General features: G+C 63.6%; 15 protein-coding genes. 10 read left to right on the forward strand and 5 right to left on the reverse strand.

The genetic code is table 11. From position 1 onward, the window contains the following. Positions 1 to 50 precede the first annotated feature (50 nt). The gene (gene bla / locus P9875_RS13035) at positions 51 to 992 is read left to right on the forward strand and encodes a subclass B3 metallo-beta-lactamase (RefSeq protein ID WP_278318622.1); all 942 of its coding nucleotides are present in this window, start codon (positions 51 to 53) and stop codon (positions 990 to 992) included. A gap of 5 nt (positions 993 to 997) precedes the next feature. Here the strand turns inward: bla and P9875_RS13040 are convergent, their stop codons facing one another. Then, the gene (locus P9875_RS13040) at positions 998 to 1321 is read right to left on the reverse strand and encodes a tetratricopeptide repeat protein (protein ID WP_278318623.1); all 324 of its coding nucleotides are present in this window, start codon (positions 1319 to 1321) and stop codon (positions 998 to 1000) included. Positions 1322 to 1518: 197 nt separating this feature from the next. Between P9875_RS13040 and P9875_RS13045 the strand changes: the two genes are divergently transcribed. After that, the gene (locus tag P9875_RS13045) at positions 1519 to 3609 is read left to right on the forward strand and encodes a TonB-dependent siderophore receptor (protein WP_278318624.1); all 2091 of its coding nucleotides are present in this window, start codon (positions 1519 to 1521) and stop codon (positions 3607 to 3609) included. Between the two features lie 139 nt (positions 3610 to 3748). Then, positions 3749 to 4912 (forward strand): DUF1624 domain-containing protein, encoded by a 1164-nt coding sequence (locus P9875_RS13050; RefSeq protein ID WP_278318625.1) that lies wholly within the window; start codon positions 3749 to 3751, stop codon positions 4910 to 4912. A gap of 8 nt (positions 4913 to 4920) precedes the next feature. Here the strand turns inward: P9875_RS13050 and P9875_RS13055 are convergent, their stop codons facing one another. The 3 genes from P9875_RS13055 to P9875_RS13065 all read right to left on the reverse strand — a co-directional run bounded on the left by P9875_RS13055 (position 4921) and on the right by P9875_RS13065 (position 8397). Beyond that, complete coding sequence (locus P9875_RS13055) at positions 4921 to 6792, reverse strand: hypothetical protein (RefSeq protein WP_278318626.1); 1872 nt, start codon at positions 6790 to 6792, stop codon at positions 4921 to 4923. A gap of 106 nt (positions 6793 to 6898) precedes the next feature. Next, on the reverse strand, positions 6899 to 7429 hold the full coding sequence (locus tag P9875_RS13060) for an isochorismatase family protein (RefSeq protein ID WP_278318627.1): 531 nt from the start codon (positions 7427 to 7429) through the stop codon (positions 6899 to 6901). Positions 7430 to 7479: 50 nt separating this feature from the next. Next, complete coding sequence (locus P9875_RS13065; protein ID WP_278318628.1) at positions 7480 to 8397, reverse strand: LysR family transcriptional regulator; 918 nt, start codon at positions 8395 to 8397, stop codon at positions 7480 to 7482. A gap of 124 nt (positions 8398 to 8521) precedes the next feature. On the opposite strand from P9875_RS13065, the gene P9875_RS13070 reads away from it, so the two are divergent. From P9875_RS13070 to mmsB, 3 genes are all read left to right on the forward strand, one after another. Further along, positions 8522 to 9736 carry an ABC transporter substrate-binding protein gene (locus P9875_RS13070; protein WP_099402355.1) on the forward strand — a complete coding sequence of 405 codons (1215 nt, stop codon included), beginning with the start codon at positions 8522 to 8524 and terminating at the stop codon, positions 9734 to 9736. A 104-nt stretch (positions 9737 to 9840) separates the two neighbouring features. Continuing rightward, positions 9841 to 11355 carry a CoA-acylating methylmalonate-semialdehyde dehydrogenase gene (locus tag P9875_RS13075; protein WP_278318629.1) on the forward strand — a complete coding sequence of 505 codons (1515 nt, stop codon included), beginning with the start codon at positions 9841 to 9843 and terminating at the stop codon, positions 11353 to 11355. 9 nt (positions 11356 to 11364) lie between these two features. Then, on the forward strand, positions 11365 to 12258 hold the full coding sequence (mmsB, locus tag P9875_RS13080; protein WP_099402353.1) for a 3-hydroxyisobutyrate dehydrogenase: 894 nt from the start codon (positions 11365 to 11367) through the stop codon (positions 12256 to 12258). Here the strand turns inward: mmsB and P9875_RS13085 are convergent. Then, entirely contained in the window at positions 12255 to 12644 is a 390-nt protein-coding gene (locus tag P9875_RS13085; protein WP_158300156.1) for a DUF1090 family protein, read from the reverse strand. The two genes, mmsB and P9875_RS13085, sit on opposite strands and share 4 nt — an antisense overlap. Positions 12645 to 12778: 134 nt before the next feature. On the opposite strand from P9875_RS13085, the gene P9875_RS13090 reads away from it, so the two are divergent. The 4 genes from P9875_RS13090 (at position 12779) to P9875_RS13105 (ending at position 16819) form a co-directional block, all read left to right on the forward strand. Beyond that, entirely contained in the window at positions 12779 to 13621 is an 843-nt protein-coding gene (locus P9875_RS13090; protein ID WP_278318630.1) for a tetratricopeptide repeat protein, read from the forward strand. Continuing rightward, complete coding sequence (locus P9875_RS13095) at positions 13618 to 14619, forward strand: tetratricopeptide repeat protein (RefSeq protein WP_099402351.1); 1002 nt, start codon at positions 13618 to 13620, stop codon at positions 14617 to 14619. The genes P9875_RS13090 and P9875_RS13095 overlap by 4 nt, the downstream gene beginning before the upstream one ends. A gap of 68 nt (positions 14620 to 14687) precedes the next feature. Then, entirely contained in the window at positions 14688 to 15902 is a 1215-nt protein-coding gene (locus tag P9875_RS13100; RefSeq protein ID WP_278318631.1) for an AGE family epimerase/isomerase, read from the forward strand. After that, positions 15899 to 16819, forward strand: a complete 921-nt coding sequence (locus P9875_RS13105; protein WP_278318632.1) for a carbohydrate kinase family protein — start codon at positions 15899 to 15901, stop codon at positions 16817 to 16819. The genes P9875_RS13100 and P9875_RS13105 overlap by 4 nt, the downstream gene beginning before the upstream one ends. Positions 16820 to 16865: the final 46 nt, after the last annotated feature.

Below are 16865 nucleotides of genomic sequence, written 5' to 3' on the forward strand. Positions count from 1 at the left end.
GCCCATCTTTTTACACTCTGGAGATGAAGATGACACTATTGGCGAAGTTGATGCTGGCTACGGTTGCGACCATGGCGGCTGGTACGGTGCAGGCGAAGACGCCGACGACTGTGCAGGATAAACCGGTGAATTGTGATAATTGCAAGGAATGGAACGCGCCCGTCAAGCCGTTCAACGTCTTTGGCAATACCTGGTATGTGGGCACGGCCGGTCTGTCCGCCGTGCTGGTGACGAGTCCGCAGGGCCATATCCTGCTCGACGGTGCGCTGCCGCAATCGGCGCCCTTGATCATCGCAAACATCAAGGCGCTGGGCTTTCGCATCGAGGATGTGAAATACATCCTCAATTCGCATGCCCATTGGGACCATGCGGGCGGCATTGCCGCGCTGCAGCGGGCCAGCGGCGCCACCGTGATGGCCAGCGCGGCCGCCGCCCCCGTGCTGCAAAGCGGCACCAACGGCAAGGACGATCCGCAGTACCAGGCCGATCCCGTCGTGCACGTCGCCAAGGTGCGCAAGGTCAGCCTGGTGGGCGAGGGCGATACCGTCAAGGTAGGACCGTTGTCCTTGACTGCCCACATGACGCCGGGCCACACGCCAGGCGGCACGACGTGGACGTGGACGTCGTGCGAAGGCCAGCGCTGCCTGGACGTCGTGTATGCGGATAGCCTGAACCCGTATTCGAGCGGCGATTTCCGCTATACGGGCAAAGGCGCGGGCCAAGGCGGCACGCCCGATATTTCGGCCTCGTTCGAAGCGAGCATCGCCAAGGTGGCCGCCTTGCCATGCGACATCATCATCCCCGTGCATCCGGGCACGACGGACGTGCTGGGCAAGGCCGCCAGGCGCAGCGGAACGGACAATCCCCTGATCGACGCCAACGCCTGCCGCGCGTATGCGGCCGAAGCGGGCGGCTTGCTGGCCAAGAAGCTGGCGAAAGAACGGGGCGTGGCGTTACCAACCGAAGCCAAAGGCGCGGCGCACGCGCATTAAGCCTTTTACCCTGCCGCCTGCCGCTGTTTGTGCAGGCGTTTCAGAAATACCGTCATTTCCTTGACGGCTTGCAAGTCGCCTTGCTGCTGGGCCACGCTCACGCCCGTGCTCCAGGCGGCTTGCGCTTCGTCCGGGCGGCCCAGCTGATGCAAGGCCTTGCCCAGCAGTTTCCAGGCGGCGGAATAGCTGGGCTGCTGCACGGTGGCTTGCGCCAGGTGCAGGGCTGCTTGCTCGGCGTCTTGGTCTTTCAGGCAGGCATCGCCCAGGCCAAAGCGCAGCAGGGCGTTGTCGCGCCCCTGCGCCAGCAGTTTTTCCAGATTTTCACGCATGCCCGACTCCTTAATATGCAAGTTAATGCTTGCATATTAACGCTTGAGCGCGCGGGAAACAAGCGGGCGTTTCATCGTCCACGTCCGCCAGCAGGACAGATATGGGCCGAGTATCGTTCAAAAATACATTAATGAGAATCTATTATCATTTATAATGCAAGCTTATTGCATTGATTTGCGCCCTCATCAGGAATCCCATGTCCGTGTTTTTACACCGCCCCGTGGCGCTTTTGCTGGCCGCCGCCAGTCCCTGGTCACTGGCAGTCGATGGTGCGCAGGCCGATGATGTCGTCACCGTCAAGGCCGAGCGCCAGCATTACCGCAGCTTGTCCGCCACGGGAGCCACCAAGACGGATGCCTTGCTGATGGACTTGCCGCAAAGCGTGCGCGTGCTGACCGGCGACCTGCTGCGCGACGCTGGCGTGACGACCCTGGCTGGCGCCCTGGACCTGGCCAGCGGTATTGCAAAACAAAGCCCGCTGGGCGGCCTGTGGGACAGCTACGCCATGCGCGGTTTCACGGGCGATCCGAATTTCGGTTCCGACTACATGGTCAACGGTTTCAGTTCCAGCCGCGGCTACAACGGCATGCGCGACGGCGGCAATACGCAGGCCATCGAAGTGCTGAAAGGTCCCGCGTCGGCCCTGTATGGCCGGGGCGAGCCGGGCGGCACGGTCAATATCACGACGAAAAAGCCGAAGTTCGCGCCTGAATACAGCGCCGATATGTCACTCGGCAGTTTCAGCACGCGCCGCGCCGCGCTGGATTTGACGGGACCCTTGAGCGACACCATCGCCTACCGCCTGAACGCCGCGCATGAGGAAGGGCACAGCTTCCGCGATACGGTGAAAGTCGAGCGCAGCCTGTTTTCTCCGTCCTTCCTCTGGCTGGTGGGCGAGCACACGACCGTGTCGTATGAAATCGAAGCCGTGCGGCAGCGCGCGCCGTTCGACCGCGGCGTCGTCGCCGTGAATGGCAAGCTGGGGGCCGTGCCAGTGTCGCGCTTCCTGGGCGAACCGGGCGACGGCCCGATGACGGTCAAGTCGCTGGGGCAGCAGCTGTTTATCCACCACGCGCTGTCCGATGACTGGACGGTGCAGGCGGGTGCGTCCTACCGCGACAGCGAATTGAGCGGTTATTCGTCTGAGGCGAGCAAGCTGCTGGCCGATGGCCGCACCCTGAACCGCCAGCGCCGCCACCGCGATTTCTCGTCCACCGATGTATCGGCACGCGTTGAAGTGCTGGGCAAGTTCAGGACGGGTGCGCTGGCGCATGAAGTGCTGGCCGGCGTCGATGCCTATCACTTCGATGACCATCGGGTGCAGCTGCGCCGCAATCCTTCGGCCGCGAATGCCTATGCCATCGATATTTTCAATCCCGTGTATGGCGGCAAGGCCGCTCCGCTGGCCCTGTCCATCGACACGCAGGAAGGACAAAAGTCGCGTGGCCTGTATGCGCAGGACCAGGTCGACCTGGGCGCGCAATGGAAGGCGCTGGTCGGCGTGCGCCACGATACGTACACGCAGGACGTGTCGAACAATCGCCTGAACGTGAGCAACCGCCAGTCGCTGTCGGCCACCAGCCCGCGCGCGGGCCTCGTCTACCAGCCGTCGAAGGCGTGGTCGCTGTATGCGAGCGCGGCCAAGGGCTTCCGGCCCAACAGCGGCATCAGCATCGCCAACCAGGCTTTCCCGGCTGAGCGAAGCCGCTCGTATGAACTGGGCGCGAAGCTGGAAATGGGCAAGCTGACGGGCACCGTGGCCGTGTACGACATCCGCAAGAGCAATGTGCTGACGACCAATCCCGTCAACACGGACTTCGCCATCGCGGCGGGCGAGGTGGGCAGCCGGGGCCTGGAACTCGACGTGTCGGGCGAAGTGGCGCGCGGCTTGCGCGTCTCGGGCGCCTATGCATATACGGACGCCACCGTCACGCGCGGCGACAATACGATCGTGACGGGCAGCCGCTTCGCCAACGTGCCGCGCCACAGCGCCAACCTGCTGGCCACGCAGCAATTCGCGCTGGGTACGGGCACGGCCAGCGTGGGCGGCGGCCTGCAATACGTGGGCGAGCGCCTGGGCGACGTGGCAGTCAGCAGCAGCTTTACCCTGCCGGCCTATACGACGGCCAAGCTGCTGGCGTCGTATTCTCCCAACGCCAAACTGCGCCTTGCCCTGAACGTGGAAAACCTGTTCAACCGCAGCTATTATGCGAGTTCGTATAGCCAGCTGTGGGTCGCGCCGGGGGCGGAGCGTGCGGTGACGTTGAATGCGCATTACAGGTTTTAACGGTGGCACTCTGTACATGCCACAGAATTGTTCGAACCCAGCAGCGTAGAGCCGGGGTCAGACCCGCCGGGTCTGACCCCAGTTTTTGCCTGTGGGCTGAAATAACACTGTCGACTCACTAAAGTTTTTACATCAACCAATGACTGCCTCCCTGACTTTCCCCGCCACCCTGCGCACCCGCATCGCCGTCATCGACGTCATGCGCGGCCTCGTCATGCTGATCATGCTGTTCGACCATGTGCGCGAAACGTTCTTTCTGCATCACCAGGTCAGCGACCCGATGGATGCGGCCCACGTCGATCCGGCACTATTCTTCACGCGCCTGGCCGCCCACGTGTGCGCACCCATGTTTGTCTTTTTGACGGGCTTGTCCGCCTGGCTGTACGCGCATCCGGCCGCCGGTCCGCGCAGCGCTACCGGTTTCCTGTTCAAGCGGGGCTTGTTGCTGGTCGTGCTGGAACTGGTGTTCGTCAACTTTGCCTGGATGGGCACTTTCACGCCGGCGATCCTGTATCTGCAGGTGATCTGGGTCATCGGCCTGGCCATGATGGCGCTGGCCGTGCTGCACAAGCTGCCGTTGAAAGTGCTGGTCGTGCTGGGCGTGGCGATCATCGCCGGCCAGCATTTGTTTACCTGGCTGCACGCGGAAGAGGGCAGCCTTGGCTACTATCTGCTGACGGTATTGCTGCAACGCGGTTACCTGGTGGCTGATGGCGCCATGAAAATCAAGGTCAGCTATCCGCTGCTGCCATGGATAGGCGTGATCGTGCTCGGCTATGCAGCCGGGCCCCTGTATGCGTGCGGGCTGTCCGCCGAAGGACGCCGTCGCCTGCTGCTGGCGCTGGGCGCGGGCAGCTTGCTGCTGCTGGCCGTGCTGCGCGGTTTCAATCTCTATGGCGAAACCCTGCCGTGGGTGGCCGGCGACACGGCCTTGCGCACGGCGATGAGCGTGCTGAACTTCACCAAGTACCCGCCATCGCTGGACTTTTTGCTGTTCACCCTGGGCCTGGGCTTGCTGGGCATGGCCTGGCTGGAAAGCGTCGATAACTGGTTTACGCGGGCCTGCGCCACCTTTGGCGGCGCGCCCATGTTTTACTATCTGCTGCACCTGTATCTGCTGCTGGCCATCGGCATCACCTTGACTGCCGTGCTGGGCGCCAACCATGGCGACCGTTATGGCGTCGAGCACATCTGGCAAGTCTGGCTGATTGCGCTGGCGCTGATGCCCGTGCTGTATTTCCCTTGCCGCGCGTTCGCCAATTACAAGCGCACCTCAACACAGGCCTGGGTGCGCTATTTCTGATGCAGCCCCTACTTGCAGTACAGCCTGTCGATGCTGTGCGACGACGCCAGGTAATGCCGTGTCTGCCACCCGATGGCCACCCGGTAGGCACACGGCGGATCGAGCGCCACGTTGACGGGGAAGCCGCCGTTGTTGCCCGATAAATGCGGCCCGCCCGTGCCGCCGCGGAACAGATAATCGCTCGGTGGTGGCGGCGGCGTGAAGCTGGCGGCCGGCAGCGGTGGCGGCGGGTGCGTGATGCCGTTGTTGTTGGAAATCGTGATATTGAAAAAGCGCAGATGCGGGTGATCGATCGTGTACAGGATATGCACGAGGCCGCCCGCGATGGGATTGCAGGCATTGCTGCGCAGCTCTTCCAGGTCCAGCGCCACGATCACGGGCGAGTTGTCGAAGACGATGGAATCGAGCCCGTCCGTGGCCACCAGCGCCAGGCTGATGCCGTCGCGCACCTCGAAGCCCAGGCGGTAGCGGCGTATCGGTTCGCTTTCGGCCGCGCTCAGGCTGCGGCCCGCGTCGAGGATGGGCAAGCCGCCCGGCAACTTGGCCGGGTGCAGGCTGGTGATGGCTGGCGTATTTACGGTCAGCAAGTCGAACGTGCGCAGGAAGATGTTGGGCGCCACATTGACGACGGCCGTCGTGCCGTCGCGCATGTCCACGGTGACGGGCTTGCCGTCCACCCGTATCCAGCCGCCCGGTTTCAAGTCGCCCGCATCGATGATGACGGGCGCCGAATCGCCGAGGCCCAATCCATTCGTATAAAACACATAGCCGACGTGTGTGCCGAGCACTTGCGTCAACGGCGCCAGGCTGGCGGGCGCCACCGGGGGGATGGCTGTCGGGTCGTCGCTGCCGCCCGGCCAGGACCATTCGCCGATGAGAAAGCGGTATTCAAGCGGGTTGGCGGGAATGGCGCTGTTGCGCAGCGGGCAATTGCCCTTCAGGGTGACACCGCCGGCGAATACATACGAGGCGCCGGGGCCGCCCGCATAGCCTTGCGGGGAAAAGCCGGCCAGCGAGGGGAACGGGTGGATGTCGAAGATTTCCACTTGCTGCCAGTGGGGCACGCCTTCCACGTCGGGCGGCAAGACTTCCTTCGAGCACAATTCCACGCAGAAACAGTGACCCACGTTTTCGCGACCCGGCTGGCGGCCGTTGGCCTGCGTTTCCGACAGAATGCTGACGCTGCCCAGCTGCGCCGTGAAATACACGTCGGGGCCGCTGGCGAACTCCACGTTGATGAACGGAGAGAAAGGCGTCAATGTAAAATCCGACGTCAGGTAATCGATGCGGAAGCGCCCACTGGCGTCCGTCACCGCAACACCGAGCGCATCGTCCTGCAGCCAGTCTGCGTCGAAGGCCCGCACTGTTGCGCCGGCGATCGGCGCGTGGGGAGCCTCGCAAGTGCGCAATCGGCCGCAGATGGTCCAGGCGCCGAAGCGGGCGCGCACCAGGCACCAGAAGCGTTGCGGCAGGCAATAGTCCCAGATGGCGAGGAAGTCGTTCTCTACCTGGCGCCAGCGGGGCTGGATGGTGGTGATGGAAAACTGCAGCGGCACCGGGTCTTTCGGCCCCGGGTTCAATTGCGGCACGGTAGGGCACAGGACGTCGACTTCGACGGCCTCACCCTGATAATCGTCGTCCAAAGTGAAACTGTAATTGCCGTCGTCATCCGTGCGTGCTTCGGCCAGCAGGAAAGGCGCCTTCGCCTGCACCTCTTCGTCGGTGAGGATGGCGAAGGTTTCCTTGGCGCTGGCCATGGCCAGCGCCGTGACGTTTTGCGACTCGCGCGGCCGGTACAGGCGCACGATGACGTGGGATAAGGCTTCAGGACACTCGGCACAGATCAAGCCGCACAGCTTGCCCCGCAGGATGTAGGCCATGATGGCTCCCTTGCTGATGTGGACGGCGCGCCGCTCGGAATGGCGGCGCTGTTACCAAGCTAGCAAATGAATGGCCGATGGACTTGATCTGGCTTAAACCTGCTTTCTATTTAATCAGCGTCAATACCTCGCGGAAACGCGGATGCTTGCAGTCGCGCAACCATTCAAAGGCCAGCATCTCCACCGTCACCAGATGAGCGCCGAGCTTGCCCAGGCGGGCCAGCGCCGCGTCGCGGCTGGCCCCCTGGCGCGAACCGACGGCATCGATGGCGATGATGACCTCGTAGCCCAGTTCCAGCAAGCCGATGGCCGTCTGCAGCATGCACACATGGGCTTCGCACCCCGTGACGACGATCTGTTTGCGCCCTGGCGGCAGCATCTCCTGCAAGCCATCAAAACAGGCGCCGAAATGCGTCTTGTGCAAGGTCCGTTCGCACAGGGCGGCGATCTCTTCCACGTTCGGCCCAAGCCCTTGCCGGTTCTGTTCCGTGCCCAGCACGGGCACGTCGAGCAGGCGGGCAATCTTTGCCAGGCGCAGGTTTTGCGCCAGCACCAGGCCCGCATCGTGGATGGCCGGCATCAAGCGGCCTTGCAGGTCGACAATGAGCAGTACGGCCTGGTTCGCATCCATCAGCATGGCGTTCTCCTTATTAGTATGTGTCGACAGTGTAGCGCGCCGCAGCGTGCTCAAGCTGGCCAGCTGGGCACGGCTGTTTCGCCCATCAGGTAGGCGTGATTCAATTCGATGGCGCTGCGCAGGTAGTTCCACAGGGCGCTGACCCGGGCGATATTGCGCCGCTCACTAGGCGAGACCATCCAGAAGGCGCGCAGCAGGTCGATCTCGCCGTCGAGCACGGGCACCAGTTCGTTCGATTGCTGGGCCACGAAGCAGGGCAGGATCGCCAGCGCCTGGCCCGCGCGCGCCGCGTGGTACTGGGCGATCACGCTGGTGCTGCGAAACGCGCGCAGGGAATCGGGCGCCACGTTGTCCATGTAGCGCAGTTCCGAACTGAAGACCAGATCGTCCACATAGCCGATGATCGGGTGCTGCGCCAGTTGCGCCACGCTGGTGATCGGCGCGTGGCGCGCCAGGTAGGCCGGCGTGGCGTACAGTTTCAGCCGGTAGTCGGACAGTTTCGTCACCACGTACGGGCCGGACAGGGGGCGCTCGATGGAAATGGCCACGTCCGCCTCTCGCTTGGACAGGCTGACGAAGCGGGGTACGGCGATCAGGTCCACGCTGATGTGTGGATAGCGCCCGCAAAACTGCGCCAGGTGGGGCGCCAGCACGATGGCGCCGAAGCCTTCCGTGGCGCCCAGGCGCACCTGGCCTGACAGCAGCCGGTTGTGTTCGCCCAGTTCTTCGGTGGCGGCAAACACCGTGCTTTCCATGGTTTCCGCGTATTCCATCAGGCGGTGGCCTTCTGGCGTCAGCTGGTAGCCCACGTAGTTGCGGTCGAACAGCTGCGTGCCCACCTGCTCCTCGAACTTGCGCATGCGCCGCGACACGGTGGAATGGTCGATGCCCAGCTTTTTCGCCGCATCGACGAGGCCGGCGCTGCGCGTCAGTTCCAGGAAGACCCGTACATTGTCCCAATCGAGCATGGCTGATCCTCTCTGTGCATTTTTGCAAAGGAATTATGCATTAATTTCACTTGAGTGCATATTTTTACACATGCAGAATGCAGATATACATATAAGAAAAACCCCCACCCCTCAGGAGACACGCATGAAAAAAACCGTTCTGGCCATGGGCGCGCTGGCGCTTACCCTGTCCTTTGGCGCGCAGGCGCAGATTTCCGATGGCGTCGTCAAGGTCGGCATCCTGACCGACATGTCCGGCCCCTATTCGGCCATGGGCGGGCGCGGCTCCGTCGTCGCCAGCCAGATGGCCGTCGAGGATTGTCTGAAGGCCGAATGCAAGGGCATGAAGATCGAAATCGTCTCGGCCGACCACTTGAACAAGGCCGACATCGCCGCCTCCAAGGCGCGCGAATGGATAGACCGCGACAAGGTCGACGCCATCGCCGATCTGACCAATTCCTCGGTGGCCCTGTCCGTGCAAAAGCTGATGAAAGAGAAGGGCGGCATCGCCATGTTCAGCGGCCCGGCCACGGGTCGGTTGACCAATGAAGACTGCTCGCCGAACGGCTTCCACTGGATGTTCGACACGTATTCGCAGGCGGCCGGCACGGCGGCGGCATTGACGAAACTGGGACAAAAGTCGTGGTATTTCGTCACCGTCGATTACGCGTTCGGCCACTCGCTGGAAAAAGACGCCAGCGACGTCGTCAAGCGCAATGGCGGCACGGTGCTGGGCGCCGTGCGCCATCCGCTCAACGCGTCCGATTTCTCGTCCTTCCTGGTGCAGGCGCAAGGCTCGAAAGCGCAGGTGATCGGCCTGGCCAATGGTGGGGCGGACACCGTCTCCGCCATCAAGCAGGCGCGCGAATTCCGTATCGGCAGCGGCAAGGACCAGCGCCTGGCCGCCTTGCTCGTGTTCCTGTCCGACGTGCACGCGCTGGGGCTGGAAACGGCACAGGGCCTCGTCTATGCGGACGGTTTTTACTGGGATTACGACGACCGCAGCCGCGCGTTCGCCAAGCGTTTCGAGGCGCTCAACAAGGGCGCCAAGCCGACCATGGTGCAGGCGGGCGTGTATTCCAGTGTCTACCACTACCTGAAATCGGTGGCGGCGGCCAAAAGCGACGATTCGAAGATCGTCGCCCAGAAAATGCGCGAGCTGCCGATCAAGGATGCCGTCATGAACAACGCCTCGATCCGCCCCGATGGCCGCGTCATCCACGACATGTACCTGGTGCAGGTGAAAACCCCGGCCGAATCGAAAGGCGCGTGGGATTACCTGAAAGTGCTGTCGACCATCCCTGCCGACCAGGCGTTCAAGACTATGGATGCGGCGGCGTGCAACCTGGTCAAGAAATAATTTTCGGCGGATCAGCAGAGTGCCGGGGTCAGACCCGCTGGGTCTGACCCCAGATTTCCGCCGCTGTGACGCGACTTTCGCGTATCGAATTAATGGAGCCTTACATGAACCAAGCCCTCACCCAAATCCCCGCCATCCCCCTGCACATCGCCGGCAAGCACCACGCTTCGACCAGCACGGAATGGCGTGACGTCATCAACCCGGCCACACAGGAAATCGTCGCCAAGGTGCCGTTTTCCACGCCGGACGAAGTCAACCTGGCCGTCGCCACGGCCAAGGAAGCGTTTAAAACCTGGCGGAATACCCCGCTGGCCGCGCGCATGCGCATCATGCTCAAGTACCAGCACCTGATCCGTGAAAACATCGGTACTTTGGCCGAACTGATCACGCGCGAACACGGCAAGACCTTGCCGGACGCGGAAGGGGAGGTGATGCGCGGCCTGGAAGTGGTGGAACACGCGTGCTCGATTGCCACCCTGCAGCTGGGCGAGATCGCGGAAAACGCGGCCACCGGCGTCGATGTCTACAATATCTACCAGCCGCTTGGTGTGGGCGCCGGCATCACGGCCTTCAATTTCCCCGTCATGCTGCCGTGCTTCATGTTCCCCATCGCCATCGCCTGCGGCAATACGTTTGTGCTGAAACCGTCGGAGCAGGATCCGTCCTCGTCGATGTACCTGGTCGAACTGATGTACCAGGCGGGCTTGCCGGCCGGCGTGCTGAACGTCGTGCATGGCGGCGCCGACGTCGTCAACATGCTGTGCGACCATCCCGACATCAAGGCCGTTTCCTTCATCGGCTCCACCCATGTGGGCACGCATGTGTACCGCCGCGCCAGCGAATCGGGCAAGCGCGCGCAATCGATGATGGGCGCGAAAAACCATTGCGTCGTGCTGGCCGACGCCAACAAGGAGCAGGCGATCAATAACCTGATCGGCGCGGCGTTCGGCGCGGCCGGCCAGCGCTGCATGGCCAATTCCGTCGTGGTGCTGGTGGGCGAGGCGCGCTCCTGGCTGCCGGAAATCGTCGCCCGCTCGCAAGCGCTGAAAGTGGGGCCGGGCAGCGACCGCGATGCCGACCTGGGGCCGATGGTGTCGAAAGCGGCCATGCAGCGGGCGGAAAAATTGATACAGGCGGGCGTGGACGAAGGCGCGCAGCTGCTGCTCGATGGCCGCGGTCACAAGGTGGCCGGCTATGAGGGCGGCAACTTCATGGGCCCGACGATCTTTTCGAAGGTGGCGGCATCGAACTCCGTCTACACGCAGGAAATCTTTGGCCCCGCCATGTGCGTGGTCGAGACGGACACGCTGGACCAGGCCATCGCCTTCATCAACGCCAACCCGAACGGTAATGGCACCTCGATCTTCACATCGTCCGGCTGGGCGGGGCGCAAGTTCCAGAACGAGATCGACGTGGGGCAGGTGGGCATCAACGTGGCCATTCCCGTGCCCGTCGCCTATTTCAGTTTTACGGGGTCGCGCGCGTCGAAACTGGGCGATCTGGGCCCGAACGGCAAGCAAGCCTTGTACTTCTGGACGCAGACCAAGACCGTCACGGCGCGCTGGTTCGCCCCGGACGATGGCGGCAGCGGCGTCAATACCACCATCTCGATGAAATAAGGGGCTGCCATGGCGACCAATATCGTTTTCATCGGCCTGGGGAACATGGGCTTGCCCATGGCGCAAAACCTCGTGCGGGCCGGCTATGCGGTGACGGGTTTTGACCTGGTGCCCGCCAGCGTGCGGCAATTCGCCGACGGCGGCGGCCTGGTGTCCGATGACCAGGCGGCTGCGATTGGCCAAGCCGACATCGTCTTCACCATGCTGCCGGCCAGCCGGCATGTTCTCGGCGCGTACCTTGGAGACGCGGGCATTCTGGCGCAGGCGCGGCCCGGCACCCTGCTGATCGACTGTTCGACGATTTCCACCGAGGCGGCGCGCCAGGTGGGCCGCGCGGCGCAGGAGAAGGGCTTGCCCATGCTGGACGCGCCCGTCTCGGGCGGCACGGCGGGCGCCACCAACGGCACCCTGACCTTCATGGTGGGCGGCGAAGAATCCGCGCTGGCGGCGGCGCGGCCTTATCTGGACGTCATGGGCAAGGCGGTTTTCCACGCGGGCGGCTCGGGCTGCGGCCAGACGGTCAAGATCTGCAACAACATGCTGCTGGGGATACTGATGATCGGCACCAGCGAAGCGATCCGCCTGGGCGTGGCCAATGGCCTGGACCCGAAGGTGGTGTCGGACGTGATGGCGAAAAGCTCGGGTCGCAACTGGACCCTGGACGTGTACAACCCGTGTCCCGGCGTGGCCGAAAACGTGCCCGCATCGCGCGGCTACACGGGCGGCTTCGGCGTCGATTTGATGCTGAAAGACCTGGGGCTGGCCGTGGAAAGCGCGCTGGCCAGCGGAGCGAGTGTGCCGCTGGGCGCCTTGTCGCGCAATTTGTATAGTTTGCACAGCAAGGCGGGATCAGGCGCGCTGGATTTTTCCAGCATTTATCAGCTATTGGGTGATAAAACTTAAGGTTGTTGCGCCTGCAGGGCCGCCAAATCGGCCCTGGCTTTTTCCAGCTTGCCTTCCAGCTTGGCGATCTTCTTCGGCTGTTTATTCGCTTCCTGGGCCAGGCGCAGCGAACGCTCCGTCTGGTTGACCTTCGCCTGCGCCTTGACGATTTTCTTGTTGTGGCGTTCGACCAGGGTGTTGTCGCGGCAGTGGGCGTTGACTTCGTCGAGCGCGCGCGTGAGGCCCGCGACCTTGTCGGCCAAGCCCTGTTCCTGCGCCAGGCGCAATTCGCTGCGGATGTTTTCGCGCTTGGCGGCGCAGCCGGCCAGCTGGGTGTCTGCGGCGCTGGCGCCCACGGAGGCCGCGGCGAGCAGCAGGGTCAAGGCGGTGGTGGCGAGGCGGTTCATGGCGTTCCTGTATAAGTGATAAGCTCGTGCAATGTAAGCCCGCCGGGATGCCCTGTCAAACTTCGCCTGCAGTGCGCGCCTGTCCGGCCGGGCATCGGCTACCATGCGTGTTTTCTTCTTCCCGATACCGCCGCATGCCCAAGAAATTACTCTGTCTGCTGCCTTTTCTGCTGCCGCTGCCCGTCCTGGCGCAAACTTCGCCCACCTTGCTCGATCTGCAGCTGCTCGCCATCAAGGCACGGGCCGATGTGACTACCCATAGCCCGGAAAGCATCGCTGAATTTGCCGAGACCCGGCGGCTGGCGGAAACGGGCGACGTCGAGGCGCAGCTGGAACTGGCGCGCATGCTGCAGCTGGGCGTGGGTGCGCCGCAAGACACGGCGCAGTCGATGGCCTGGATACGCAAGTCGGCCGAGGGCGGCTATGCGCCGGCGCAAGCGGCTTTGGGCCTGGCCTATGCCGTGGGCGGCAAGGTGCCGATCGATCGCGTGCAAGGTGAATATTGGCTTCGCAAGGGCGCGGCGCAGGGTGACGCACAGGCGCAAACCATCCTGGCGCTGGAATTCATCGATGGCGACAGCAGTGCCGAAGAGCAGGCGCTGGCCATCACCTGGCTGAAGGCGGCGGCGAACGAGCAGCACTTTGTGCCCGCCTACAATGCGCTGGGCGAGCACCTGATGCGCGCCGCCACCGATGAGCAGGACCGCGGCGAGGCTTTCCACTGGTTTGACCGATCAGCGCGTGAAAAGGAGCCGGCCGGCATGCGCAACCTGGCCCGCGCACATGAACTGGGCCTGGGCGTGAAACAGTCCGACAAGCTGGCCCTGCTCTGGTACGAACGGGCGGGATGGAGCGGCGACGTGCCCGCCATGCGGCGCATGGTCGATGTGTACGTCAACGGCGAACTGGGACAGCAGGCGAATGCCGAAGACGCCGCCGAATGGCGCGGCAAATTGGCTGAAAAGGAAAACAAATGAAGACCATGTTGTTCATCTTGAGCCTTGCGTTGGCGCAGCCCGTCCTGGCGCAACAGGCGTCCGCCAAAGCACCGCGCCAGCATCCGGCGCTGGTGGAATTCGATATGTCCGGCCAGGACGCCATGCGCGCAAAGGTGCAGGCCGTGATCAACCGCCCGGCCGACCTGTCGCCGGACAAGGTCGTCGCCTTCGACAAGGCGCGGCTGGCGGCGCAAGCGGAAGATAGCGCCGCGCAGCTGGAGCTGGCGCAGATGCTGCACCAGGGCGAAGGCACGCCGCGTGACCTTGACGCCGGCCTGGCGTGGCTGCGGAAATCGGCCGAAGGCGGCTACGGCCCGGCGCAGGCTTTCCTGGGTGTGGCCTATACCCTGGGCCAGGGCATGGCCATTGACCGCAAGCTGGGCGAATTCTGGTCGCGCAAGGGCGCCGCGCAAGGCGTGGAACTGGCCAATTTCACCGTGGCCCAGCACTTTGAAAACATCCACAGCAGCCCGGAAGAGCAGGCGCATGCGCTGCACTGGCTGAAGTTCTATGCCGAGAAAGGCTTCATTCCCGCCTACAATGAAATCGGCTATCGGCTGATGATGACGGCCAAGGACGAGGCGCAGCGCAAGGAGGCGTTCGGCTGGTACATGAAGTCGGCCAAGGCGCTCGATCCGTCGGGCTTGAACAATGTCGCGTATTCGTATGAAGTGGGGCAGGGCGTGCCGCGGAGCGACGAGGCGGCCCTGGGCTGGTATGAAATGGCGGCCATCGCCAAAAGTCCGCCGGGCCAGACGGGTTTTGCGCGGCTGCTGGAGCAGGGCCGCGGCGGGCCGACCCGGCAAGGGCCGGCTCCTGAACCGTTCGCGTTGTATCTGCTGGCGGCAAAGCAGGGCGACGTGGAGGCCATCGAACGGCTGGTCAAGGTGTACGACAAGGGCGAGCTGGGACAGGCTGCCGACCCCGCGCAGGCCGCACTGTGGCGCGAAAAGCTCAGGCTGGCCAAGACGCCTTGAGCGGGCATGACGGCGCGGAAACGGCATGCTATCATCATTGTTATCGATAACAATATCATGAGAGACCGATGAATCCCGATTTCCGCTCCAAGGCGATGCTCGAAGCGCATATCCTGCACACGATGCACTTTTATCACCCGCGCGCCATTGACCCCAGCGGCGGCTTTTATCACTTTTTCCTCGACGATGGCACGGTGTACGACGCCAGCACGCGCCACCTGGTCAGCAGCACACGCTTCATCTTCAATTACGCCATGGCGTACCGCCGTTTCGGCGGCGACGATTACCTGGCGGCCGTGCGCCACGGCGTGGCCTTCTTGCGCGACGCGCACCGCGACCCGGCCACGGGCGGCTACGCCTGGCAACTGTCGTGGAAAGACGGCGTCAAGCAGGTGGAAGACGGCGCCAACCACTGCTACGGCCTCGCCTTCGTGCTGCTGGCCTATGCCCACGCCTTGCAGGCGGGGATGACGGAAGCGCGCGCCTACCTGGACGAAACGTTCGAATTGATGGAGCAGCGTTTCTGGCTGCCCGAACACGGCCTGTATGCGGACGTGGCCAGCGCCGACTGGTCTGTTCTGGATGGTTACCGTGGCCAGAACGCCAACATGCATGCGTGCGAAGCGATGCTGGCCGCGTTCGAAGCGACGGGCGAAGCGCGCTATCTGCACCGCGCCGAAACGCTGGCGCACAACATCACGGTGCGCCAGGCGGGCCTGGCGAACGGCATGATCTGGGAGCACTACACGCCCGACTGGGCCATCGACTGGGATTACAACCTGCACGACAAGAGTAATATCTTCCGCCCGTGGGGCTACCAGCCCGGCCACTTCACGGAATGGGCCAAGCTGCTGCTGATCATGGAGCGCCATGCCAAGTTCATGGCCGGCCCGTCCGACTGGCTGCTGCCGCGCGCGCGCCAATTGTATGACACGGCCCTGGCAAAGGCCTGGGATGGCACGCATGGCGGCATCCACTATGGTTTCGGCCCGCACGATGAAATCTGCGATGGCGACAAATACTTCTGGGTGCAGGCGGAAAGCTTCGCCGCGGCCGCCGTGCTGGCCGCGCGCACCGGGGACGAGGCCTACTGGCACAGCTATGACAAGATCTGGGACTACAGCTGGCAGCACTTCGTCGACCATGAACACGGCGCCTGGTACCGCATTCTGACGCCCGAGAATGGCAAGATCAGCAAGGAGAAAAGCCCGGCCGGCAAGACCGATTACCACACCATGGGCGCCTGCCATGAAGTGCTGAACGCGATTGGCGGTGCGGCATGAGCACCTCTTTTCCAACTTTTGTGTCGGCCGGCGAGGCGCTGACGGACATGTTGCGCACGGGTGCGGATTCCTGGAGCAGCCAGGTGGGCGGCTCGACCTGGAATGTGGCGCGCGTGATGGCACGCCTGGGCGTGCCCAGCGCCTTTGCGGGCGCCGTCAGCCTCGACGTCTTTGGCGACGCGCTGGCGCAAGCGACGGACGTGGCGGGCCTGGACATGCGCTTTTTGCAGCGCCATGCGAAGTCGCCGCTGCTGGCCATCGTGCATGAACTGCATCCACCCACATATTACTTCATCGGCGACGACAGCGCCGACCTGCATTTCGACGCGGCGCGCTTGCCGGCCGGCTGGATGCAGGGCGCGCAATGGGTGCATTTCGGCGGCATCAGCCTGGCGCGCGAACCGCTGGCGGGCAAGCTGGTGGCGCTGGCGCAGGAACTGAAGGCGGCTGGCGTGAAAATCAGCTACGACCCCAACTTCCGCATCATGATGGATGAACGCTACGACACTACCCTGCGCCGCATGACGCAGTTGGCCGACGTGATCAAGGTGTCCGATGAAGACCTGGCGGGCCTGTTCCGCCACGACGACATCGATGGCGCGTTTGCCATGCTGCGCAGCTGGAATCCGCACGCCATGTATTTATATACGCGCGGCGCGCAGGGCGCGGCCCTGTACCAGGGCGAACGGACATGGCAGGCGGCGCCGCCCGTCATCGAGGTGGTCGACTCGGTGGGGGCGGGCGACGCCAGCATCGGCGGCCTGCTGTACAGCCTGATGTACCGGCCCGACGCCGATGGCGGCCAGCACTTGCGCTTTGCCGTCGCGGCGGGCGCGGGCGCCTGCCTGGCGGCCGGCGGCGCGCCACCTTCGGTGGAACTGGTGGAATCGCTGGAGGCGCGCACGGTCGTCAGTTAGGTCAGCAGTTAGGTCAGGCCAGGCCTGATCTGCATCAACAAGGTAG

This window comes from Janthinobacterium rivuli, from assembly GCF_029690045.1.
In the GTDB taxonomy this organism is placed as follows: Bacteria; Pseudomonadota; Gammaproteobacteria; order Burkholderiales; family Burkholderiaceae_D; genus Janthinobacterium; species Janthinobacterium rivuli.

Coding starts and splice junctions, on each gene's coding strand:
- bla (WP_278318622.1), top strand. CDS start 51: ATGCTGGCTACGGTTGCGACCATGGCGGCTGGTACGGTGCAGGCGAAG.
- P9875_RS13040 (WP_278318623.1), bottom strand. CDS start 1,321: ATGCGTGAAAATCTGGAAAAACTGCTGGCGCAGGGGCGCGACAACGCC.
- P9875_RS13045 (WP_278318624.1), top strand. CDS start 1,519: ATGTCCGTGTTTTTACACCGCCCCGTGGCGCTTTTGCTGGCCGCCGCC.
- P9875_RS13050 (WP_278318625.1), top strand. CDS start 3,749: ATGACTGCCTCCCTGACTTTCCCCGCCACCCTGCGCACCCGCATCGCC.
- P9875_RS13055 (WP_278318626.1), bottom strand. CDS start 6,792: ATGGCCTACATCCTGCGGGGCAAGCTGTGCGGCTTGATCTGTGCCGAG.
- P9875_RS13060 (WP_278318627.1), bottom strand. CDS start 7,429: ATGCTGATGGATGCGAACCAGGCCGTACTGCTCATTGTCGACCTGCAA.
- P9875_RS13065 (WP_278318628.1), bottom strand. CDS start 8,397: ATGCTCGATTGGGACAATGTACGGGTCTTCCTGGAACTGACGCGCAGC.
- P9875_RS13070 (WP_099402355.1), top strand. CDS start 8,522: ATGAAAAAAACCGTTCTGGCCATGGGCGCGCTGGCGCTTACCCTGTCC.
- P9875_RS13075 (WP_278318629.1), top strand. CDS start 9,841: ATGAACCAAGCCCTCACCCAAATCCCCGCCATCCCCCTGCACATCGCC.
- mmsB (WP_099402353.1), top strand. CDS start 11,365: ATGGCGACCAATATCGTTTTCATCGGCCTGGGGAACATGGGCTTGCCC.
- P9875_RS13085 (WP_158300156.1), bottom strand. CDS start 12,644: ATGAACCGCCTCGCCACCACCGCCTTGACCCTGCTGCTCGCCGCGGCC.
- P9875_RS13090 (WP_278318630.1), top strand. CDS start 12,779: ATGCCCAAGAAATTACTCTGTCTGCTGCCTTTTCTGCTGCCGCTGCCC.
- P9875_RS13095 (WP_099402351.1), top strand. CDS start 13,618: ATGAAGACCATGTTGTTCATCTTGAGCCTTGCGTTGGCGCAGCCCGTC.
- P9875_RS13100 (WP_278318631.1), top strand. CDS start 14,688: ATGAATCCCGATTTCCGCTCCAAGGCGATGCTCGAAGCGCATATCCTG.
- P9875_RS13105 (WP_278318632.1), top strand. CDS start 15,899: ATGAGCACCTCTTTTCCAACTTTTGTGTCGGCCGGCGAGGCGCTGACG.